This is a genomic window from Bacillus sp. WC2507, from assembly GCF_052656125.1.
The window spans coordinates 2,624,219-2,647,023 of the sequence record NZ_JBQXPN010000001.1 but is presented as its reverse complement, the minus strand read 5'-3'; the positions used below and the strand labels follow the sequence as shown (position 1 = coordinate 2,647,023).

Here is a 22,805-nt window from a genome sequence, read left to right as displayed (position 1 = left end):
ATATTTAATCATATGAAAAAGCCTATTTTAAAATAGGCTTTTTCTACTACCTCTTATAATCATCAACAATCACTTGAATGACACGATACGATTCTTCTGCCATTTTCTTATTACTAGTCTTATTCGCATCATATGTAATGAACGCTTTCCAAAGTGCCCATCCTCTTGCTCTATTCCACGTTTCTTCATCTATGCGTAATACTTCTTTAAAAACATTTCTACTACTTTTATCAAAAAATGTCCATGCCATCGCTGCATCACAAGCCGGATCTCCCACTCCTAAAATACCAAAATCAATTATGGCACAAAGCTTCCCGTCCTTAACGAGTAAGTTTCCTGGTGCAACATCCCCATGAACCCAAACTGGCTTACGCTCCCACGTTGACTGAAGTGCTAAATCCCAAAGATGCTTTATTACTGTTTCATCAAAAACGTCCTTATTATTTTCGATAGCACCTCTCGCCTCTTCATCATATACAGTTATAAGCCCGCCTCGGTAAAAATTATGTGCTCCAGCTACCGGTCCATTACTCGCATCAATGGATTGCAATTCTACTAAAAACGATCCTAAGTCCGCCGCAAATTCATTTAAGTCACGGACATTTTGTTTCGTAACTGTTTCTCCCTCTATCCACTTATTGATAGACCATGGCCACGGATACGATTCAGATGGATTTCCTTTCGCAAGTGGTGTAGAAATCGGTAAAGAAAGTTCCTTACTTAATATAGGTAACCACTTATTTTCCTTCTCTACTTGTGGTGCATATGCTGCATCACTTGGCAATCTTACACTCATCTCATCCCCTAGATGAAACGTTCTATTATCATGCCCACTAAACTTTACAGGTTTCACTTCTAAATGTGCCCATTTAGGAAACTGTTCCCCTATCAACCTTTTAACTAAATCCGTATGAATTTGATTCATTCACTTACCCCCTTCTTTTTTGAAACTTACTAAGTCCATCTGTACTCCCGACATATTCAAAACCATTTTTCTTATAAAAATCATTCAACGTACGATTATGCCCTACACAATCTAGTTTCAAAAACTCTTTTTCATGTTGTACATTCTCTTCTACCCACTGTAAAATCCATTCTCCGATTCCATTCCCCTTATACTTCCGTTTCACTGCAAATCTATGAATGTATAAAGAATTAGAAACTTCCTCCTTACCAAAAATACGCTCATCCCATTCATTTTGTTTAGGAGATACGGTAACCGTACCGATAATTTCATCTTCTTTCATAACCACATATGTATATTTCTCTCTTATACCTTCTAATATTTCAGCCGTAGCCTCTCCCCCTAACAGATACTGCCATTGATTCACTTCTTTATGCTGTAGCCACTCTGCTACTTCTTTTAATAGAGTGATAATGCTATCACTTTCCTCTTCCGTAGCAGTTCGAATTGTGTATTCTTCAACTGTGTTTCTCTCCATATTGCCGTTCCCCTTTCATATACTTACCTCTCTCTTTATTAATTTACGTTTTATACATTATATACCAAGATTACTCACTACACCTTCAAGATATCTATTTTACAACTTGTATTCCATCAAAAAACCGTCCCACTACTAGTGAAACGGTTTTAATTCCTTCAATATTCACTTCATCTTCACAAAATAATATAAAAACCACACCGCATGATTTTGTTCATCGGCAGCTATTCTGCGCAACAACTCTTTCAGATGTGCATCCGATGTTTCATCTGAAATTTCCAAGTAAAAATCTACTGTCTTCTGTTCATCTTGTATAGCGAATTCTAATCCTTGTAAGTACGTATTCGGGCATTCTTCTGAAATTTGTGGTTTCGGCTGCTGACCAGTTAAATTTGTATAGATCTGTACAAACTGATGAAAATGCTTTATTTCATCGTTACGAATTTCAAGAATTTGATTTCGTTCCGCCGCATTTGGAGCCATGTTAGCTAATTTCGCATAGCAATTTATAGCACTAAACTCTCCATTAATTGCTTTCTCAATATCACGAATCAGCTTATCATTTTGCCTATACCAATCATAATAATTCGAATTATACATCCTATCCCCTCCGTTATTCCGCATAACATTTTATGCAATTTGAAATAACAGGAGCATGTATAAAATAAGGAACCGCAAATTCGAACGCTTCTATTCTCTTTAACCTATAAGTTAATAAGAAATAAAAACGCTTCACTCTTAGTGAAACGTTTTTATCTCTTATGCATTCACTTCCGTTTTATGTTCCTTTACTATACTACGTTTGAAAGCAGTCGCTAAAATAATAATCATACTTACTACGCCAATCCAAACGAGTACAGTAAGAGGTGTACTCCAGCTTAACCCTTTTCCGAAGAAGAATATTTCTCTAAGCCCCTCAATCATAAATCGCATTGGCAACCATGCATACACCCAATCTTGATAAAATGGCGACAACATTTCAGGTGCTAACGATAATAACGGTGCCCCGAAGAATAGTAAGAGAGCAAATACACTGATTCCCTTTAGTCCAACTAATGAAAGTACCGCCGATATCATGAAGAAGAAACTAAACGATGTAATGGATAAAAATAAGGCCGTATCAGTGAAATTTGAAATGTTTAGTCCTACCATACCATCTGCACTCCATGTAAGACCGAACCCAATGACAAGCGCGGCAATGGCGCCTGTTCCGATTTGCTTTAGTTTTAATACAAAGTTTTCGTTTCTTGTACGAAGCGGCATTTTACTTATCGCAATAAAGATAAGCGCTGCGCTCGCTAAACTTGCAATCCATAACGGCTGGAATAAAGAAATTGGTGAGTTACCGTTCGCACTATTTTTTCCGATTTCATTTACATTTGTCACTTTCTTCATAATCGGTGTTACTACATTCGAAACTTGGTCTGCTGTTAAAGTAGCACCTTTCGCTTTCAATCCATCTAATAGTTGTGTACGAACAGTATTGTTCATATTATCAACGATCGCATTTAACATTTGTCCTGCCATAGTTGATGCCGCTGTATTCATTCCTTGATTGATGAATATTTCTACCTCTGGCGAAGATGGCTGTGGTGTTCGTAATGATGCTTGTTTTGTGCTAAAGTCTTTCGGAATGACTAATGCTGCATAATACTCTTGATTATTTAAACCTTTTTGCACGGATTCCTTATTTTTTACTTCTACCCACTTCACCGCAGGTTCTTCCTCTGCTTTTGATGTCTTTTTCATATTATCAACAATCGTTTGCCCCATATTCGTTTTCGGTTGATTCGGAATTTCTACTCCTTGATCCTCATTTACAATTGCGATTGGCAAGTTTTTCGGCTTAGGTTGAACGGTTGGAAATAATGTTAATGAAAAAATAAAAACAACAAGTAGTGCAATAACTGGTGATAACAATAAAAGTTTATTTTTAAACATTTTCTTTTCTCCTCCTATCATTTGATTTATAATAACCAACAACGTGTTGTTTATTTATATTTTGAATTATATGTTTGAGTTGAACCTTATACAATAATCAAAAATCGTGAATGTGTCGGTTATAAGACACATTCTTAAAAAGTGTTGAAAAAAATTAAGGAGGTACATGCTTTGCGCGATAGTAATTTAGATTTACGTGTTGTTCGTACGAAAACTGCCATACGAAACGCATTGGTTGAGTTAATTGAAGAAAAAGGTTTTGACGCCATTACAGTGAAAGATATTACAACGAAAGCAAACATCAATCGTGGTACGTTTTATACGCATTATCAAGATAAATTTGATTTAATGACAAAATGCCAAGAAGAAATTATGCATGAGATGTCTAGCATTGCAAAAAAGAAATTTCCAGAAGTGATTGCGGATCTTGGATCAAACCCTTCCCCAACAATGCCATTTCTACTTATCACTTCTATTCTTGAATTTCTAAATGAAAATAGTGGTTTTATAAAAGCTGTACTTAGCCCGAAAGGAGATTTATCATTCCAAACAAAACTGAAAGAGTTTATGTGGAAAACATTATTTGAGGATACAAATGGTGCTCTCATTAATAAGGAAAATTTACTTGTTCCAAGCCAATACTTAGCTTCCTATATGGCATCTGCTCATATAGGTGTCATTCAGCAATGGTTAAATAACGGGCAAAAAGAAACACCGGAGGAAATTGCTCATATTTTATCAACAATCGCAGTTCATGGACCTTTTTATGCGGCTGGTTTAAAGAAATAAGCCAAGCCTGCACGGAAACATGTTTTAATAAATCTGAACAAATTGCCATATGAAAAAAGCTGTTGAAAGATATCCCCTTCAACAGCTTCTCCATTATTAACGATATAAACGAACTGCACCTGCAGAATTATCATCTGCTTGTCCAACTACTTCAAATTTCAGTCCCAGCTTCGGTACTTTACGTCCTGCATCTGGGATTAAATCATTCATATACGATTTAGAGTCATCAAACTTCGTTACACCTGGTAATCCTTTGTAATCATATGTTCCACGTGTTGGAGATACAACTTTCCATGCTGGCGCTTGGTTAAAGGAGAACGCAGCATCTGCGATTTGGTATCGTGTACTATTTTTTACAGTTGGTTTGCCGTTTAGCGTTCCAACAATTGCCTCTGGGTGAGAGTCAACAACTCCTAAGAAACCTTCGCCTGGATGCATACCAACCCAATTATCTGTAAAGCTTGAGTCTGCATACCATACTACAAGACCTGTATTATATGGTACACCGCTACTATATTTTAACGCTTGATCAGCGCCAGCGTAGTTTCTCCACTCTAAATAGTAGTTATGTTTCTTCTTATCAAAACCATTTGATACAACGAAACCATTTAATTTTAATTTCGCTTCGCCTTCTGTATCATCAGAGAAGACGACATTTCCATCTACAGTTAATGTAGCGTTATCAAGCGTAAAACCGTTCGGTGCTAAACCACCATCTGTAATGTATTCGAATACTAGTTTTATTTTTTGACCTTTAAATTGGCTTAAGTTATATGACTTATCTACCCATTTACCATCCGTTGTGTCTAGACCATTTTTCACATTCTTTTCACCAATGCGATCCACTAACGTTTTCTTATCATCTTCTGTCACTGCATGTACTTCAAGGAAGTCATATTCTGTTTCAATTTCATACAATGTTTTGTAATCAAATTTCGCCTGTGTTGCATTTGTTAAATCAAACATTGGTGTTTCTAATGTTGTATGAAGATTATCGCCTTTTGTACTATAGTAATATTTCTTACCGAATGCAGGTTGAATACCCTTCACATCTTTATCTGGTAAGTTAACCCGAATCAGGCCAGGACGATTTGATTTCGTTACACTTTGATCTAAGTACGTCGCCAAACCGATACCGCGATTTAATTTATCATAGTCAACCTCTACAATATTTGCCCAGTTCCCACCCATGTTTTTTTGAAAATACTCTTTGTTTTGCGGAGAGAAACTCGGTGGCGTTGTACCTGCAATTTTACCAGCCCAACTACCGCCGCTCATAACAGACCAAGAGTTAATTGGCTCACCTGCTCCTGAGTACTTCGTATCATACTCATCTGGAAGGCCTAAATCATGACCAAATTCATGTGCGAATACACCAACTGCTCCATCTTCCGGCTCAATTGTGTAGTCGTATGCCGCCATTTTACCGCCCCAGTTATCAACCTTTGCTTTTGTTCCTTCAATTGGATATGGTGTTCCAAGGTTCCAGCGATGTGACCAAATTGCATCATCACCTAGTCTACCACCGCCTCCATCTTGTCCAACTCCAGCGTGAATGACCATTAAATGATCAATCAAACCATCTGGTTCGTTTTTATTGCCATCACCATTATTGTCATATTGGTCGTATTGGTCAAATTCAGATAAATCAATGCCACTTTCTACAGCTGCATTTAATGCTTCTTTTACAAAATCACGTGGTCCTTTTGGTCCTTTATTATCATGACCACCATCTCCAGCATCTGCCCCATAATCCGCCGCATTACCAGGAACTGTCAACCACTTTGTTACTGTCCCATCGACTGTATAACTGCCACCAGATTGCTCTTCATAATATTGTTTAAATGTTGGAACTTTTGAACCATCAAATAGTGTAAACGGCTCATTCCCAAATAACATTTTTTGATAATGTTCTGGATTAAAATCATTTGAATACATATAACCTGGTACTTGATCAATATTGTTATGCTTAAAGTCAGCAAACTCTACTAGCAATACTAGAACTTTATCTTTACGAACATCACCATTATATTGTTTTTGCTTCGCTGGAGTAGTTGGTACTTTGCCGTTTAATCCCCCTTTAACCGGCGCTTGTCCTACTACTGGGCCACTAGCAGGTTGATCAACTTTTTCTTTCGCATCTGCTTTTGCATCTTTAACTTTTTTCAAAAAGTCAAAAGCTTCTCTTGAGACACTATCCCCTGCTGGTTCTTTTCCAGCATTTTCACCTTTTTTCTTCTCTACGTATTTTTCAACAGCTTTTAATGTGTCTTCTTTCGATGCAGATTCACTAATTACCCCACGTTTCTTGAGCGCATCTGCTAAACGATCCTCTTGAACTACATTTTCATCAATTGGACTTACAGTTCCTGTATTAGACGGCGTTGCCGCATAAACAGATTGACTACCAAATCCAAATGTGCAACTAAGCACAGCTGTCGCCGCCAGCGTAGACAGCACCTTAAAAGGCTTTTTCTTCATCCCTATTCCTCCCCAATATTAAATACGTTATAACGTTTATATAATAATGAAAATTCAGATAATTTACAAGGTGTTGTCTGAATTTGTAATATTTTTGAAAATATTCTTTGTTTTAAATTCACATACATTCTGATTCATCAATGTTTCACGTAGTAACAACTGGTTTAAAAACATAAAAAGATCATCCACTACATATAGCGGATGATCTTTCATTTTAAACACAACTACAACACTTCAATATACCCTTCTGTTCCATGTACCCGAATTCGTTGCCCATCTTTTATTAATTTTGTAGCATTCTCTACCCCAACAACTGCTGGTAATCCATATTCACGTGCAATCACTGCTCCATGTGTCATGAGTCCACCAACTTCAGTGACTAACCCTTTTATAGACACAAATAACGGTGTCCAGCCCGGATCAGTAAAAGCAGTAACTAATATATCGCCCTCTTCTAAATTCGCATCTTCCATGTTTAAAATAACGCGTGCTCTTCCCTCTATAACTCCTGAAGAAACAGGCAAACCTACAATCGCATCAGCTGGGAGGTGTTCTCGTTTATATTTACCTGTAATGATTTCTCCATCAGACGTCATTACACGCGGAGGCGTTAGTTTTTCATATAATTTGTAATCATTTTTTTGTTTATGAATAAGCTCGTAATTTAGTTTATTTGTGCGGACAACTTCGTGAAGCTCTTCAAAAGTTAGATAGTATATATCTTCTATTTCATTAACAACCTTATTTTTCACAAGTTGCTCAGCTTCTTTCAGTAACGCCTGCTTATATATGAAATAACGATTAATCATGCCGTATTTTGGATATTCACGATAACCGATAAAATTACGGATATTACGAATCATTCGCTTCGTTTCTTCTACTTTTTGTTTTCCATCCGGCAATTGCTGCAATCGATCTAATAATTCTTCTTCTTTTTTCAAAGCTTCCTGTAGTCCTTCTTCAAACTTCCGCTTACTCGCACCATATTCAAAGTCTCTTATATTATTTACAATCATCGGGATAATTGTAGTTGGCTTTTCACTCCAGCGCGTTTTCGTAATGTCAATTTCTCCGCTACATCTCATTCCGTATTTATTTAGAAAAGCATCGATTGCCTCTCGAGCTTTTTCCCCGCCTTTAAATTGAACTAATTCATCTAAAAAGCTATCATCTTCTATACATTGTAAATACGCAATGACTTCTGGATAAGGCCGAATCACATCAGCAACATCGAGTAATGCTAGCCCCATTTCAGACGTAATATTATTTTGTACCGATTGAGAAAGCGTGTCTGCTGCATTCTTTTCACCTAGCCATTGCTCCATTTTTTCATTGATCCATGTTGAAGCATTCATACCTGCCATAATGACAGCCATACTTTGCGGATGAAATAGTATTTTCTTTAATTGCTGAATATCTTCCAAAATAAAATCAAGTACATCCACCCCTGATTTCGTTTGCATGTTTTGTTTTAACTCTTCGATTGACGATTGACTAGTCTGTATTAAATTCGTAACGATTGCCGGATCATTTTCGATTTCTGGTTGCGAGCTTACAGGTGACCCACTTTTACCAACACTCTTTCCTGTTTCACCATCCGGTAACAATGTAATAAAATCATCTCGCTCGACTACAGTCGTTAATGCATCTTTAATAAGTGGTTCCGAATTCCCTATCGTATTTAATAAAAGTTCTCTACTAGTAGGCGAAGCCAATCTTTGTGCAACGTCAACAAACAACCTTCCCCCAGCATGAAACCTCTGTCCAAAAGATGTTAACTGGAATAAGGACATTCCTAATGGCTTCAAAGGATCGGTCATCATTTGCTGGTGACCAACCGATACATACACATGATTTTCCCCATCATTTGCTTCTGGTATTGGATATAAAGTCGTGATTGGGCGACTTTGGACAATATAAAATGTATCCCCAGCTAAACACCATTCGATATCTTGCGGACAGCCAAAATAAGCTTCAATCTGTCTTCCGATCCGTGCTAGTTGTAAAATTTGTTGTTCAGACAATGTTTGAAGTTTTTGCTGAGCTGGATCAATCTGTTTCGTTTCTGTTCCGCCCTCTTTTAAGGCATAGATAGCTACTTTTTTAGTTGAAATCACCTTATCGACGATTTCGCCTTCTTTTACTTTATAATTATCGGCAGAGACGAGTCCTGATACTAACGCTTCACCAAGTCCAAAACTGGCATCGATTGATAACACCTTCCGGTTAGAAGTAATCGGATCAGCAGTAAATAAAATGCCCGAGGCCTGTGGGAATACCATTTTTTGAACGACAACACTTATAGAAACTTGGTTATGTTCAAAACCATTTTGCATACGGTACATGACTGCTCGCTCTGTAAATAAAGAAGCCCAGCACTTTCTTACATACTGCAAAATCGCTTCTTTCCCGATAATATTTAAATACGTATCTTGTTGACCAGCGAACGAGGCATACGGTAAATCTTCAGCCGTAGCACTAGAACGCACGGCATACGCATGTTCATTTCCAAAACGTGAGAGATAATGAGCTACCGCTTCCACTACATCAGAAGGGATTTCTACTGCCATAATAACTTCTCTAATCTTCTTACTACTTTCACCAATTTGAGCTCGGTCTTCACGTTTCAACTTTGTTAGCTGCTGCAACAAAGTTTGAAGCTCTTCATTTTGCTCGATGGCCTTTTCATATCCTACCGTTGTAACACAAAATCCTTCTGGCACTTGTATACCATGCATGTTGGATAACTCTCCTAAATTCAATCCTTTTCCACCAACAAGTGAAAGCTGTGTTTTTTCTATTTCCTGAAAATCGAGAACGAAAGAACTCATTTGGCACCTCTCCTTACTATGCATGTGTTCTTGATTGTAGCAGTAGTACATGAGAAGAAACAGTCTATTTCGAACTTTATTTACGTGGTATAATTAAGTTAGGAAGAGATTAAAAAATGCCCCAGTTGCATAATGAAGCAACTGGGGCTTCTTATTTCCGTTTAATTTTAAATTATTATTTACTCACAACTAACTTCAATGTATTTCTGTTTTCCCGCTTTATTATAGAAACGCCATGAATTGTCACACACAATTCTTACCTCAACAAATGGTATACAACCCGAAATATGCTTTATTTTATCCTCCTGTGAGCCTTTTCACAGGAGCTTTTATTCATACATATATTATTTATAATGAATCATTTCTCCTATTTTTCAGAAGCATATTCTGTGTCATAATAACGCTTTTTAGAATTTATATATACCTTCTAATTTTTCTAAAAAAGGATGATTGTATTGGAAATGAATGGGCTTCAAGGAATGTATGATGATGTTATTAGTTTAGGGGAAAATTGTTATACTGCTATCCATCTAAAAAAATATAAGCTGCGGAAATTTTCAGGTCCTCTAGATTGGTTTGTATCACCGAATCTTTCTTCTATCAACAAATTATTGAAAAATAATTTTGTAGACTTTATGGATTTAAAAAACATGCACGCAATGCCGGATCAAAATGTTGTGTTTAATGATGGCGTGATACAACCTGTTTTTTCTCATATTATAAAAGACACAAAATATAACGTAACATCTTATCACGATTTCCCTGTTATTCCAAATGAAGATTGGTTCATCACATACCATGATTTTAAACAAAAATTAGATCGAAGAATTGATAATTTTTACGAAAAACTTCATAATTCTCAATCTATTTTATTTGTTAGATGGGGTGGAAGCTTGACTGAAGCGCTAAAATTACAAACAATTTTATCAAATATTGTTAAAAATAATTTTAAGATCCTTTTACTCTATCCAACAGGACTTGAGAATGAAATAAACGAATTAGAATGGGGGCTTGATCATGTTTTTCCCATTCAAGTTTCAAGTAATTATCTAAATAAAAGAACTTGGTATATCCTCTTAAAAGATATACACTTACACTCAAAATAATAAGTAGCTAATACTATGCAATTTAAATCATGAACAGTGGGGCTTCTCAGTTCCACGACGAAAGTAACTTTTCGTCTCCGCCCCACCATTGGGCTATCATCTTTCACATGCTTGAGGAAAAAATTTCTTTCGGTACATTCGTTAAAGATAAGATTATTAACCTTTCTCTTAGAAAATACAAATGCTAAACGTTCCAGATTTTCCCCTTCAGAATGATTGGTAGATGAACGAATCGTTCTAGGCAATAAGTTTAAAAATGAGCCTATTGCCTAGAAACATACTTTAATCAACCCCAATTACATCACCAAACTTAAATATTCTTTGATTATGAAAAGCATCAGTACAAATAATCGTCTCATTTAATGGATTTATATCAGCTACTGTTATGTAATTTTTATATAGATAGCCATTTTTATAATATGTAAGTAAAACCTCTTCCTCACCTAAATATGAAATTAACAGTTTATTTTCAATTCTTTCTTTTGCATCTTGTGTTAAGATTGGACGCGAAACCTTTGTTTGCTCCTGTATCATTTCTTTAATACAGGCGAACTGCTCTGGCATACTAGCAAACGGTTGCCACTTTACCATACCTCTTCCTTTTGGCATATTAGCATTCTTCACGATTTGTGCCCTCCTAATAATGTGTTTCTATATCTTGCTGTTGCGACGCTTGTGTAGGAAATCCCACGTAAAATACTGTTCTTACCAAATCGTGTTCGAATTTCGTCCATGACCTTCGTTAATCGCATTTCTTTTTCTCTTTGTATAATGTTATCGAAAAGTGAAATTTGCTCTTCTCCTTCATTTATTAAATTAGTTAGCGAAATACTTATTGATCGTATCGGTTCTCCTGTATGTCTCTCGTATAAAAAATAGGTACAAACATTATATATATCCATCGTTACATTTGTTGCTCTGTTTAACGTATGTGCTTTTTTTATTCCTCCTCCGTATTCCTTACTATATCCGACTGAAAAATGGATCGTTTGCGCGCATTTCTTTTCTCGTCTCAACCTGTAACAAACTTCCTCTATATGCTCTAATAAAATAACGGTGAACTCTTCTATCGCATAATCACGAAATAATATTTGGCTTTTTGCTATAGATGTTGTCGCTGGAACATATTTCTCTGCTATTCTGCTAAAATCAATCCCATTACTATGTAAATGTAATTCTTCTCCTATTACACCAAATGATTGTTTTAAATACTTCAATGGGTACTCTGCTAAATCCCCAATCGTATGTATACCTTTTCGATTTAATTTCATTTCCGTTTTATACGATATACCCCAAAATTTACTGAGCGGTCTAATACCCCATAACTTCTCGGGTATATCGTCATATGTCCACTGCACTATTCCATCCCGATTCTTTTTTGCTTCCACATCCATCGCTACTTTACTCAATAATAAATTCGGACCAATACCAATCGTACTTTCAATTCGCGTACGTTCATATATTTCTCTCTTAAATTTTAATGCAAACTCACGCGGATTACTCGCAAACAAATGAATACTTGCGGTCATATCCATGAAAAACTCATCGATACTATATTGATGAAAATCTTCCGGCGCAACATACTGTAAAGCTAAGCCTGTTATATAAGTTGAACACTTCATATACGTATGCATAATCGGATTCACAATAATAATATCCGGCCGCTTCGGTATTTCGTACAACCGTGCCATCTTCTTAATTCCTAACGCTTTTAATGGTGGTGTTGCCGCTAATACAATTGATCCACTCCGGTTTACATCTCCTACGACAGCCAATTTTGTATATCGTGGATCAAGTCCTTTTTTAATACATGACACGCTTGCATAAAAGCTACGAAGATCTACACATAAAATAATACGATTCGGTAAAAGAGAATAATCATACAAGGTTATCACTCCTCACAAAAGAACATTTGTTCTTATTATATACGAACTTACGTTCTTTTTAAAGGTATTTCTATGAAAATTTTGGTTAAAATAACCTTACAACTCTTTTTAAGAAAAACTTAAGAAAATCTCCCTTTATTCATAAGAATTTTTTTCTATACTGAAGCATGTAAATGAACAAGAGGAGAAACGATCATGAAGAAATTTGTAATTTGCATAGTAGGAATAGGTCTTCCTATATACTTACTACCCTTCATATTACGCGGGGATTTAGACAGATTTAATCCGATTGCTGAAGAAAAAAATGTATACGCCATTGCGAAAGGACATGGCGTTCCGGATTACCATCATAAAGGAAGAGCTATGTACTCGCTAAACGGTGTTGATGAATTAAGGAATGAGAGAGAATATAAAGTGGGGACGAACACCCCTAATGATTTTATAAGAAAAACTTACTTAAAAATTCATGTAAAAGGAAAGTATGTGTATTCTTACGACATTATCACTGAAGAGGATATTCCGGAGAAAATTCGAGGGCGATTGGAAATAGCAGATAAATAAAAAAGCCTACTCGTATTGAACTGCACCCCAATTGTTAGACACAGTCTAACAATTGGGGTGCAGTTTTTTTATGACAAAATTTACGAAGGATTCAAGGTTAAAGCTCGTTCAAGGATTTAATCCAAAAACAATTTCTCAAGCAGAATATGCAAAACAGATGCATATTACAAAGGCGCAATTTCAATACTGGTTGCGCTTATACGAACTCCATGGAGAAGAAGGTTTACACGAGGTCTATACAAATTACACCGTAGAGTTTAAACTAAACGTACTAAATTTTATGGCTCAATCGGGTATATCGTTAATGGATACAGCGGCTATATTCATGATTCCTTCTTTTACAACGGTTTATCAATGGAAGAAGCAATTTGAATTAGGTGGCTTAGATGCCCTTGAACCAAAGAAAAAGGGGCGTCCATCCATGAAAAATAAAAACACAAAACAGGATACGAAAAAAATTCCGGCAGAAGGTTCAGTTGAAGCGTTACAAGCTGAATTAGAACGCTTACGTATGGAAAACGCGTATTTAAAAAAGTTGAATGCCTTAGTTCAAAACAAGGAAAAATCACCAAACAAGATAAGGCACAAGTAGTCTATGAATTAAGGCATGAGTTTCAAGTGAAAGAATTAGTAAAGTTAGCGGGTATCCCTCGAAGCACATATTACTTTTATGTAAAACAAATGGATAGAATCGATCCAGATGCGGATTTAAAAGTAGAAATTAAAGCGATTTATGATGAACACGAAGGTCGTTATGGATATCGTCGTATTCGTGATGAATTAGCCAACCGTAATCAAATAGTGAATCATAAAAAGGTGCAACGAATTATGAAAGAGTTAGGTTTAAAATGCCTTGTACGTATGAAAAAATATAAATCTTATAAAGGAACGGTTGGTAAAATTGCACCCCATATTTTAGAGCGTAATTTTACGGCAGATGCGCCAAATGAAAAATGGGTAACCGATATTACGGAATTTAAATTATTCGGTGAGAAACTTTATGTATCCCCTGTATTGGACTTGTATAATGGTGAAATCATTACTTATACAATTGGCTCTAGACCAACATACTCACTTGTTTCAGAAATGTTAGAGACAGCATTAGAATGTTTACCTGAAAGTCACCAACTATTGATGCATTCAGATCAAGGTTGGCATTATCAAATGAAACAGTACCGTCACGCATTACAAGAAAGAGGTATCGTACAAAGTATGTCTCGTAAAGGCAACTGTTATGACAACGCAGTAATGGAGAATTTCTTTGGAATCATGAAGTCTGAATTTCTCTACATAAAAGAGTTTGAAAGTGTAGAGCATTTCGAAATAGGATTAGAAAAATATATAGATTATTATAATACCAAACGGATAAAGGCAAAATTAAAAGTGAGTCCGGTACAATACCGGACTCACTTTTATCAAGCTGCCTAATGAACTAACCGTGCCTAACTTTTAGGGGTCACTTCATATGAGTTGGCTTTTTATTACCTCTCCCGTCTATCACTGTGTTAACTTAAGGGTGAAGCATTCTTTTGATAAATTTATCAAATTCATTGTTTTAATAACCATTCTTCAATTACTCTCACTGTTTCATCTCGTTGTGCTTTTGAAGTAATTAAACTCGCATTATCACCCTTTTGCTCACCATACATGCCAAAATTAGCATGGTTTCCCCCTTTTATCATATGCATAGTTGTATTCTTTGACATGAACTTTTTATTGTTCTCTATTTTTTCTACAGTTGCTAAAGCATCTACTTCTCCATAAATAGATAGCATCGGAATCGATTTCGTAGAGAAATCATCTGCGGGATAAGAACCTAAGAGAATGATTCCGCCTACTTTTTCTTCATGTTGAAAGGCATACTTAGAAATCATAGCTCCTCCCATTGAATGCCCAGCAACATACCATTTTTGAACTTCAGGATACTTTTCAATTACACTGTCTACCTCATCGATTCCAAGTATCGCTAAGTTTAATGGTAACTTAGGCATTACTACAAAATATCCATCTTTTGCAAGTGCTTCCCCTAAGTAACTATAAGCCTCAGCTTCTACTTTAGCTCCTTGATAAAAAATAACCCCTATTTTAGCATCTTTCTCTCCAAAAACTATATGATCTTCATCTTTTTTATCCTCCACTAACGACAAAGCCTCTTTCGTCGGTTTGTAACTAAACTGAGACCAAACAAAAAAACTAATACTTCCTATAAGTAAAATACCAAGTAAAGAGTACAGCGTAATTTTTATCCATTTCTTCACAAAGACGACCTCCCTAAGATGTATATATTCTATATTTTAGATTATCATTAATAAACATAAAAACTCGAGCATTTTTATTATGCTCAAGTTTTTATTTACTTCTTTAATTTATACTGTAAATTGTCCAAGATAAATATGTAGCAAATGCAGCCCATAAAAAATATGGGATTAGCAACCATGCCGATACTTTAGATAAATTAGAAGAAAACACAATAAGAATCAACGTAGTAATAGCGACTAGTAAACAATCTACTGTTGCTAAAAATAAATCTTTTTGACTGAATTGAAAGTAGCTGAACGCTTGATTGCACATATAATTTAAAAGGAATATAAACCAAAATGTTTTTGGCTTACATCCATATTTGTTGTAAATAATTGCAACGGATAATGCAATGAGTCCATATAATACAGCCCAAATCATTCCGATTGTCATGCCAGAAGGCGTCCAAGACGGCTTTTCTAGCGCATCGTACCAAGTGCGATCAATAGGAAATACAATACTAGAAACATAAAACAAACCATATGTTAGTAAAAATACTATAATACTAGATTTTTTCATAAACATTCTCCTTTTTAATAGAAGGTTTTAGAAACTCTATATGATTCGTATGCTCTTTCAATGAATACAACTTTAATACATAAATAGACATTATAACCTTTACATATCAAATTCATATTGACTCGTGTATTTTATATAAATTCTTTCATACTTTTATATGCACAAAGGGCTCTCTCTCGTGCTGCCTTATGATCAACAACTGGCAAAGGGTATGTATCTCCTAGCTTTATATTGGCTTTTTGTAAAATATGCTCAGGTGCTTCCCACGGTTTATGTATATATTTATTCGGTATATCTCTTAATTCTGGTACCCATTTTCTTATATACTCCCCATCTTTATCAAACTTTTCCCCTTGTGTGATTGGGTTAAAAATACGAAAGTACGGTGATGCATCTGCCCCACTTCCAGCAACCCATTGCCACCCCATTGTATTATTTGCAATATCAGCATCTAATAGTGTATCCATAAACCATTTTGCTCCTTCTTGCCACGGAATTAACAAATGCTTTACAAGAAAAGAGGCTACAGCCATTCTTGCTCGGTTATGCATAAAACCTGTTTGCCATAATTCCCTCATCCCCGCATCAATAAACGGATAACCAGTTTCACCTTTCTGCCATACTCTTAATAACTCCTCTTCATTATTCCACGGAAAATGTTCAAAGTTCTTATTAAGAGGTTTATATACTGTAAATGGATAATGATATAGCAAATAATAAGAAAACTCTCGCCAAATTAATTGACGTATAAAGCTATTCACTTTTTGTTCAAAAAGACTACATTGTTTTTCGTTACTTTTATTTATTAAGTAATGATACATTAGCTTTACTGATATTTGACCAAATGAAAGATACGGTGCCAACATCGAATGAGCATTTTGATTTGGAAAATCCCTTCCTTCACTATAAGAGACTAATTTGCTAGAGAAAAATTTCTTACATGTTTTGTATGCCCCTTCTTCTGTAGGCTCCCATATTGATTCCATATGAGATGTCCACGGTATAGTCGGCAGCAAGTGCAGCGCTGAAACAGGTAAGTTCACTGGTAAAGTGCTTACCCCCTTTATACTCTGCACTTTACTAGTAGGTTTAGGTATTACCTGCTTTTGAAATGCATTATAAAAGGGCGTAAAAACCTTATATTCAGTGTTATCTTTCTTTTTAATAATCCAAGGCTCTAATAATAAATGTGAATTAAATTCCTTACAGATCATACCTTTATCTTCTAACATCATTTTCATTTTTTGATTAGATTGTAATCTGTCCGGATCATAACAAATATTCCAATATACAGCCGTTATATTTAATTGCTCTATGAGAGAAAGTATTTCTTCCTGCGTATTTCCTTTACGAATTATTAAAGTAGAGCCAAATGCCTCAAGTTGCTTCTTTACATCTATTATTGCATGGTGTAACCACCACTTTGATGCCTCCCCCATTGAAAAAGCTTCATCTTGTACATATACTGGAAGGACCTCACCAGACTGAGCAGCCTCAAATAGAGCTGGGTTATCATATAAACGAAAATCTTTTTGAAACATAACGATAATTTTATTTTGCATGGCTACCCCTTCTGATTCTTAAAACATAATAAATTTTATTATACAACAGCAATTCATAGATAAGAATTTATTTGTCCTTAATAAATTAGTTAACTTTTTCAACTATTTTATTAGTAGGAATTTTAATAACCGTTTCTTTTCCACCTGTTTTATCAATCATGAAGCCATGAACTTTAACATTAGAAGGTACTAGTGGATGATGACGAATCATATCTATACTCTTTTCAATATTTTCACTAACATTTTCTTTTCCACTTAGCCATTCCTCAAGGCTACCACTTGAAAATTCAGGCATGCAATTTTCAAAGAGATAGTCTAGTTCCCTGTTATTTTTTATGGAATCACGTTGAATTTGTAGATTAACTGCATCAGTTTCTTTATCCTCTATTCCGACAATAAAAATTTCTTCCACATTTTCTTGATAAATAGCAATAATGATAGATCTCATTATATCTCCATAAGGATGTACAATTACAGAATCGTAGCTGTGTATAGTCAACATGTTTTCTTGTTGAATGTTAGTTACTTGTTGGATAATAGGCTCTATTCCGTGTTCAATGTCTGTTAACAATAAAACCTTTTTATTCTTTGCATTCATATATAGCACTCCTTCTTCATGATTGTATTTATAAAACTTTTAAGCTAGTAACAATGATTCATTACATGATTGTTACCAGTTTTTCCAACGTCCCTCTGGATCAACACTTGCAAGTCTGACCCATCCATTTTGAACTTTTTCTCGAAATGTGAAATCATTATTTAGCAAGCGTTCTATATATTCAATAGGCGCTTGAATTACAATTAGTAAACGAAGTGGTGAGTGATACGTCTCACTATCTGACTGCATAACGGATTGCCAAGGTAAGCCTGATAACAAATCACTTGCATTTCCCTGCATAACACCGAGACCTGCCGTAACGGTTTGGGTTGTTTTGTTTCCACTACCATAATAATGAGGAGCTACAGTTGAAGCGTAATATTGTAGATTTATCCACTGCGCTACTGTTCCTGGTCCCGCTATAATGTTAGCTAATATATCACCACTTTCATCCTGTTTCCAATCATAATTATGAAGGAAAGCCCTACCTTCTAAGTCACAATCCTGAGTCAATTCACGCTGCCCGATAATAAAAGATGCATTACAAGCTAATCCCCATTCCGGACGTATTTCACTCCAATCTTCTGCAAATCGATGTGCCTCTTTACTCGCATTTTTTATTTTCGTTTTAAAATTTGGTAATTGCGTTAAACGCTCTCTATTTGCCTCTTGGCTCACATTTGGCATAATCGACTCAATACAATCAAATGCTTCTTGCGCAGCTTCCGAAAGTTCTGGGACGTAAATCCATTCCAATTCATCCACGGTTGTTTTATGTTCAGCTGCTGCAAAAATGGTGTCCTCAGGAATTTTAATTCCTTCAGCAGACAACGCCTCTCTTACTTCTGGAAGGTTACATAAAGTAGCGAAAACTCTTGCATTGAATCCTCCCGCTGCTCCCCCACACGCACCACACTCAAGTGCTGCAGCATAAGGATTGTTCGTACTTTGACTACTGTGTCCGCACATTACAACTAAAGGAGCAAATTTTTCTGTCAGTCCCACCATTTTTAAAGCTTGACGCACATAGTTCACTTTTTCTTCTTTCGTAAAACCGATAGGTATCTCACCTTTTGTGTCATGAACATGATTAAGCGAGAATGTTGTATCCGGTTTTTGTAACATCGTTTTGCGAAGGTTACGAATGAAACCACCAACTCCTCTTGGGACAAAGCTTCTTGTCACCATCTGTAGACCAAGTAAAGGACCACTTAACTCAGGTAGCGCCATACTTGTCAGTACGTTCTGTTTCATCGTTTTAAATGTATAACGCACCGAACTACCTACCCTCTTACGTTGCTCATAAGATTTAAGTTCACTTTCATTTGTGAGCTCTTTTATTTGATGTTTCGGTTTTAGTATAACTGGCAAAGAAGGGTGGCTGTTATTACTGCCTAGTTCACTAGTCGCAATTGGTAACCCAAAGAAACCAGCTATTCCAAATGTTTCAAACGGACCTAATTTTTCAAGGTGGCGACGAAACGGTTCTGAACGTACATCAATACAAAATGCTAATTGAGCTACTACACGCTTTTTATCATTAGTTGCACGTTGTTTAGAAGAAATCTTCTTCTTTAATTGCTCTGCATGCGTCTGTTCCCAAGCTTCCAGCCAAAGTTTCTTACGAATGTTTTCATCAAAACGATAAGCAAATGCTAATAATTCGCTTTGTTCAGCGGCAGACATTTGTAACCATTCCCGTGTTGAAATATCCCCCCAATAGATCCAAGAAGCTATAAGTGGGACAATCGAAACTTTTTTCTCAGCCTTTTGATTTTTTAAAGGTAAATAAGGTTTTACAATAGCCAGCTCCATTGAAATTCGAACTGCTAAATATTCTATAACGAGTGCCTGTTCCTTAATTGATTGTTGGGAGCGCCATCGTATCATTCCTGCCCACCCAGGCAAAGAAAGTAAGTGCCCTTCAAGGTAAGCTTGCCTGTTAGATTCAGGAATTCCTAGTTCAGATAATGCTTTTGTTAAAGCTCCCTGGGCATCCTGTGGCCAATCTTTTAAAACTTTACGCTCATTTTTACTGAGCGCTGGATCAAATGTAATAAGGTGGTGCCATGCACGATAAAAACCTTTCTCACGGTTTGGCATCGTCCAACTTGCCCCGGAGTCATCAAGATATAATTTACACCATTTAATGATGTGATAATTAAGAATATCAGATAAGTTGTCACCATTTTGATTCTCTATAAGTGAACTGATTGGTTGCATAGAAGAGTCTTCTATACTCCCTGTATTTACATAACGCATTTCCTTTGCGAATTTATTTAATTCTGGCGATGATAATAAACTAGAAGGTAATCTCTCTAACTTTAAAGCTTCTTGGCAAAAACGCTCCTCTCTCTCTCGCGGAATATGAAAAGATTGTGAATCAAGCCAACGAGACAAGCCAATTTGTAAAAATGTTTCCTCAATCTCACCTTTCGCCTTTGCCGAATGAATCATGGAGGCACTAGGATAAATATCTACATTACGAGCTTCTTTTAACCAATTTGCGACTTGTTCAAATGATTGCTTTTCAAGCCCCATCCAAGGGTGATGAGCCGCAAATGTAGAGATAGGCCAAAGTGGCGCAATAACTCGGCTAGCAGATGTAACTAGATCATTTATATTATTTTCTTGTATATCAATGTTTGTATCTTTCTTTTTTAAAGTTTCTTTCGTTACGATTGACTGTATGCTCATCACGAATTACCTCCCTTTGATACATAATGTTTCAGATAGCTTGGATGACTTTCTACTGACTTTTGTCTCGCTTCACCTACTCGAACGAACCAAAGATACATTACAGCAAATATTGTAGAAGATTGATTACGAGTAACGAGAGTACTAATAGCACTACCAAATAATAAGAGACTTATAACAAAAATAACGGCTGAAGCCGACGGTTGAGCATTCTGAAAAATGTCAGTATGCAACCATTTATAAAGAGAGTTATGAACAGTAAAGTAAATGAGAGAAAATCCACTCAAAACTATTAAGCCGGCAATTCGTCCCATTCTTCCCTCTCCAAAAACAACAAGCTGTTTCCACGAGAAGTATAATGACCACCCTAAGATTAACGCACTAACTAATTCATACCCCTCTCCAGAAGTCGTAAACCAGAAAGCAATTGCTATAAATAATCCTAAAACACGTCCGAACATAATCCATAAATTGGACATCTTTTCATTATTAGATTGCTTCACTCCCTCAAAACGTTGTACGGAAGAACCAGCTTGTAAAAACAGTGTGGCTTTAAATAAACCGTGTAAAATTAAATGAATAACAGCTGCTAAATAAGCGCCTAATGCACATTGAATCAGCATAAATCCCATTTGTGCAATAGTGGATCCTACTAGCTGACGTTTATAATCAACTTGAACTAAACTAATTCCTGTTCCTATTAAGACAGAAATACTAGAGAAAATTAGTAAAATGATTTGTGCAATATCATCATGAAAAAGTGGCGAAAATCTAGTTAATATGATACCGCCAGCATTTACTAAACCCGCATGCATAATAGCAGAAACAGGAGTTGGAGCAACAGCTGATTCAATTAACCATCTGTGAAAAGGCCATTGTGCTGCTGGAATCATCACAGCTACTATAATCAATAAGTTAATTCCTGTTTTCTCCAATGTTCCAAATTGAGCTACATTTTCATTCGTTAAAACGGATGTTAACTGCCACTGTCCAGTTATTTGAAACAACCAAATGATAGCTGCTAGTAAGACAATCCAACTTATTGTAAATAAATAGCCTGAGATTTTTGTTGCTTCACTAACTACTTTCCACCCTTTATTTAGCCCTATGAGTAGTACCAATCCTATAAGAGTTGCGCCCCAACAAATAATCATGAAGCGAAGATCATCACTTAACCATGCAACTGAAGATACACCTGTAGTAAATGTAAAAAGTGCAAAGTATTTTCGATATGAGCGATCCCCCATTAAGTAACGTACAGAAAAGCGCTGAATGATTAAACCAATTGTAAGAACAAAGAAAGCCATTAACCAAGCTAAAGTATCTAGATGCCAAGGCCCCACAACTCTATCTCCATTGTTATTAACAAGTGCAAGTAAAGAAACCAATGAAGGCAAAGCAGCAATACCAATATGGATATGAACCAAACGTAAAGGCATCCTTGCATGTAAAAACAACAATCCACTTAACCAAGAAGCACTAAGCGCGATAAAAAATAATGTTAACAGTGTTGATGAACTCAGCGAAATTAACATGTAAAATACTCCCTTCCAAACGAAAATAACCTATAAAAATGCCTTTTCATTACGATGATTTTTTTAATTTCAATTTTCATTCACTCTTTTTCGTACATCGTTTTTTCCATAAAAAAAACCGACAACTTCCATAATTCAATGATTTTATATCATCATTGAATTATGGAGATTGTCGGTTTCACTTCAACTAACTTCAATAAAGTTTTTTGAAGAGCTCCCATTTTATAGCGGATAATAATGTATGTATTACTCCTATTAAAAATAACAGTATATCTCTGATCTCCTAGATTATGCAATCAATATATCAATTTATGTTATGCGCTATCTTTCAATTAAGAAACCTTTTCATTTAGTCAATATTACATATTAAAAAAATGCTAAAGCCTTAATTATAGCAAACAGTTAAAATAAGCATCTATTAATTTTTAAAACAATTATAAGATAAACCATATTAAGCTGTTTGTCAATTTATTTATCCATTTTTTCAAGCGTTATTTCAATCAAAATTCATTATACGTAAATAATTTCAAGTTTTTAATTATTATCATGTTAATAAATA

18 protein-coding genes are annotated in these 22,805 nt (G+C 35.7%); 4 read left to right on the top strand and 14 right to left on the bottom strand.

Annotation, left to right across the window (positions count from 1 at the left end; translation table 11 throughout):
• Nucleotides 1-46 precede the first annotated feature (46 nt).
• From ACUN28_RS14095 to ACUN28_RS14080, 4 genes are all read right to left on the bottom strand, one after another.
• Complete coding sequence (locus ACUN28_RS14095; protein ID WP_016087282.1) at nt 47-925, bottom strand: aminoglycoside phosphotransferase family protein; 879 nt, start codon at nt 923-925, stop codon at nt 47-49.
• A 4-nt stretch (nt 926-929) separates the two neighbouring features.
• The gene (locus ACUN28_RS14090; RefSeq protein ID WP_016087281.1) at nt 930-1,442 is read right to left on the bottom strand and encodes a GNAT family N-acetyltransferase; all 513 of its coding nucleotides are present in this window, start codon (nt 1,440-1,442) and stop codon (nt 930-932) included.
• Between the two features lie 165 nt (nt 1,443-1,607).
• Nucleotides 1,608-2,042, bottom strand: a complete 435-nt coding sequence (locus ACUN28_RS14085) for a ferritin-like domain-containing protein (RefSeq protein WP_016087280.1) — start codon at nt 2,040-2,042, stop codon at nt 1,608-1,610.
• Nucleotides 2,043-2,201: 159 nt separating this feature from the next.
• Complete coding sequence (locus tag ACUN28_RS14080; protein WP_176539388.1) at nt 2,202-3,404, bottom strand: YhgE/Pip domain-containing protein; 1,203 nt, start codon at nt 3,402-3,404, stop codon at nt 2,202-2,204.
• Between the two features lie 150 nt (nt 3,405-3,554).
• Here ACUN28_RS14080 and ACUN28_RS14075 point away from each other — a divergent pair, with 150 nt between their 5' ends.
• Nucleotides 3,555-4,172 carry a TetR/AcrR family transcriptional regulator gene (locus ACUN28_RS14075; RefSeq protein ID WP_016087278.1) on the top strand — a complete coding sequence of 206 codons (618 nt, stop codon included), beginning with the start codon at nt 3,555-3,557 and terminating at the stop codon, nt 4,170-4,172.
• A 96-nt stretch (nt 4,173-4,268) separates the two neighbouring features.
• Here ACUN28_RS14075 and ACUN28_RS14070 read toward each other — a convergent pair whose 3' ends face one another.
• Together ACUN28_RS14070 and ppsA are read right to left on the bottom strand one after the other, a co-directional pair.
• Nucleotides 4,269-6,653 carry an immune inhibitor A domain-containing protein gene (locus tag ACUN28_RS14070; protein WP_016136759.1) on the bottom strand — a complete coding sequence of 795 codons (2,385 nt, stop codon included), beginning with the start codon at nt 6,651-6,653 and terminating at the stop codon, nt 4,269-4,271.
• A gap of 224 nt (nt 6,654-6,877) precedes the next feature.
• Nucleotides 6,878-9,484, bottom strand: a complete 2,607-nt coding sequence (gene ppsA, locus ACUN28_RS14065) for a phosphoenolpyruvate synthase (protein WP_016136760.1) — start codon at nt 9,482-9,484, stop codon at nt 6,878-6,880.
• Between the two features lie 446 nt (nt 9,485-9,930).
• On the opposite strand from ppsA, the gene ACUN28_RS14060 reads away from it, so the two are divergent.
• Nucleotides 9,931-10,590, top strand: coding sequence for a DUF1796 family putative cysteine peptidase (locus tag ACUN28_RS14060; RefSeq protein WP_033660090.1), 660 nt, complete (start codon nt 9,931-9,933; stop codon nt 10,588-10,590).
• Nucleotides 10,591-10,872: 282 nt separating this feature from the next.
• Here the strand turns inward: ACUN28_RS14060 and ACUN28_RS14055 are convergent, their stop codons facing one another.
• Nucleotides 10,873-11,214, bottom strand: a complete 342-nt coding sequence (locus ACUN28_RS14055) for a YolD-like family protein (RefSeq protein WP_016136762.1) — start codon at nt 11,212-11,214, stop codon at nt 10,873-10,875.
• Nucleotides 11,211-12,476 (bottom strand): Y-family DNA polymerase, encoded by a 1,266-nt coding sequence (locus ACUN28_RS14050; protein WP_016087273.1) that lies wholly within the window; start codon nt 12,474-12,476, stop codon nt 11,211-11,213. The genes ACUN28_RS14055 and ACUN28_RS14050 overlap by 4 nt, the downstream gene beginning before the upstream one ends.
• A 195-nt stretch (nt 12,477-12,671) precedes the next feature.
• On the opposite strand from ACUN28_RS14050, the gene ACUN28_RS14045 reads away from it, so the two are divergent.
• Together ACUN28_RS14045 and ACUN28_RS14040 are read left to right on the top strand one after the other, a co-directional pair.
• Nucleotides 12,672-13,037 (top strand): YxeA family protein, encoded by a 366-nt coding sequence (locus tag ACUN28_RS14045; RefSeq protein ID WP_016136763.1) that lies wholly within the window; start codon nt 12,672-12,674, stop codon nt 13,035-13,037.
• A 70-nt stretch (nt 13,038-13,107) separates the two neighbouring features.
• Nucleotides 13,108-14,465, top strand: a protein-coding gene (locus tag ACUN28_RS14040; RefSeq protein ID WP_154214475.1) for an IS3 family transposase whose coding sequence is annotated in 2 segments (ribosomal slippage) — nt 13,108-13,564 and nt 13,564-14,465 — 1,359 coding nt in all. Because the reading frame shifts where the segments join, the coding sequence is not laid out codon by codon here.
• 119 nt (nt 14,466-14,584) lie between these two features.
• Here ACUN28_RS14040 and ACUN28_RS14035 read toward each other — a convergent pair.
• The 6 genes from ACUN28_RS14035 to ACUN28_RS14010 form a co-directional block, all read right to left on the bottom strand.
• On the bottom strand, nt 14,585-15,295 hold the full coding sequence (locus ACUN28_RS14035; protein WP_016136765.1) for an alpha/beta hydrolase: 711 nt from the start codon (nt 15,293-15,295) through the stop codon (nt 14,585-14,587).
• Nucleotides 15,296-15,398: 103 nt separating this feature from the next.
• Nucleotides 15,399-15,854 (bottom strand): TspO/MBR family protein, encoded by a 456-nt coding sequence (locus ACUN28_RS14030; RefSeq protein WP_016087267.1) that lies wholly within the window; start codon nt 15,852-15,854, stop codon nt 15,399-15,401.
• A 131-nt stretch (nt 15,855-15,985) separates the two neighbouring features.
• A complete protein-coding gene (locus ACUN28_RS14025; RefSeq protein ID WP_016136766.1) occupies nt 15,986-17,416 on the bottom strand; it encodes a cryptochrome/photolyase family protein in 1,431 nt (476 codons plus the stop codon).
• A gap of 85 nt (nt 17,417-17,501) precedes the next feature.
• A complete protein-coding gene (locus ACUN28_RS14020) occupies nt 17,502-18,014 on the bottom strand; it encodes a carbonic anhydrase (protein WP_016087264.1) in 513 nt (170 codons plus the stop codon).
• A gap of 72 nt (nt 18,015-18,086) precedes the next feature.
• Nucleotides 18,087-20,711, bottom strand: a complete 2,625-nt coding sequence (locus tag ACUN28_RS14015; protein ID WP_016136767.1) for a DUF2309 domain-containing protein — start codon at nt 20,709-20,711, stop codon at nt 18,087-18,089.
• Nucleotides 20,711-22,246, bottom strand: a complete 1,536-nt coding sequence (locus ACUN28_RS14010) for an NADH dehydrogenase subunit 5 (RefSeq protein WP_016136768.1) — start codon at nt 22,244-22,246, stop codon at nt 20,711-20,713. Before ACUN28_RS14010 ends, ACUN28_RS14015 begins: the two co-directional genes overlap by 1 nt.
• Nucleotides 22,247-22,805: the final 559 nt, after the last annotated feature.

Excerpts from the sequence above, each read along its gene's own strand:
- ACUN28_RS14020 (WP_016087264.1), bottom strand. The coding sequence starts at position 18,014 with ATGAATGCAAAGAATAAAAAGGTTTTATTGTTAACAGACATTGAACAC.
- ACUN28_RS14015 (WP_016136767.1), bottom strand. The coding sequence starts at position 20,711 with ATGAGCATACAGTCAATCGTAACGAAAGAAACTTTAAAAAAGAAAGAT.
- ACUN28_RS14030 (WP_016087267.1), bottom strand. The coding sequence starts at position 15,854 with ATGAAAAAATCTAGTATTATAGTATTTTTACTAACATATGGTTTGTTT.
- ACUN28_RS14080 (WP_176539388.1), bottom strand. The coding sequence starts at position 3,404 with ATGATAGGAGGAGAAAAGAAAATGTTTAAAAATAAACTTTTATTGTTA.
- ppsA (WP_016136760.1), bottom strand. The coding sequence starts at position 9,484 with ATGAGTTCTTTCGTTCTCGATTTTCAGGAAATAGAAAAAACACAGCTT.
- ACUN28_RS14070 (WP_016136759.1), bottom strand. The coding sequence starts at position 6,653 with ATGAAGAAAAAGCCTTTTAAGGTGCTGTCTACGCTGGCGGCGACAGCT.
- ACUN28_RS14090 (WP_016087281.1), bottom strand. The coding sequence starts at position 1,442 with ATGGAGAGAAACACAGTTGAAGAATACACAATTCGAACTGCTACGGAA.
- ACUN28_RS14025 (WP_016136766.1), bottom strand. The coding sequence starts at position 17,416 with ATGCAAAATAAAATTATCGTTATGTTTCAAAAAGATTTTCGTTTATAT.
- ACUN28_RS14010 (WP_016136768.1), bottom strand. The coding sequence starts at position 22,246 with ATGTTAATTTCGCTGAGTTCATCAACACTGTTAACATTATTTTTTATC.
- ACUN28_RS14095 (WP_016087282.1), bottom strand. The coding sequence starts at position 925 with ATGAATCAAATTCATACGGATTTAGTTAAAAGGTTGATAGGGGAACAG.
- ACUN28_RS14045 (WP_016136763.1), top strand. The coding sequence starts at position 12,672 with ATGAAGAAATTTGTAATTTGCATAGTAGGAATAGGTCTTCCTATATAC.
- ACUN28_RS14085 (WP_016087280.1), bottom strand. The coding sequence starts at position 2,042 with ATGTATAATTCGAATTATTATGATTGGTATAGGCAAAATGATAAGCTG.
- ACUN28_RS14060 (WP_033660090.1), top strand. The coding sequence starts at position 9,931 with ATGATTGTATTGGAAATGAATGGGCTTCAAGGAATGTATGATGATGTT.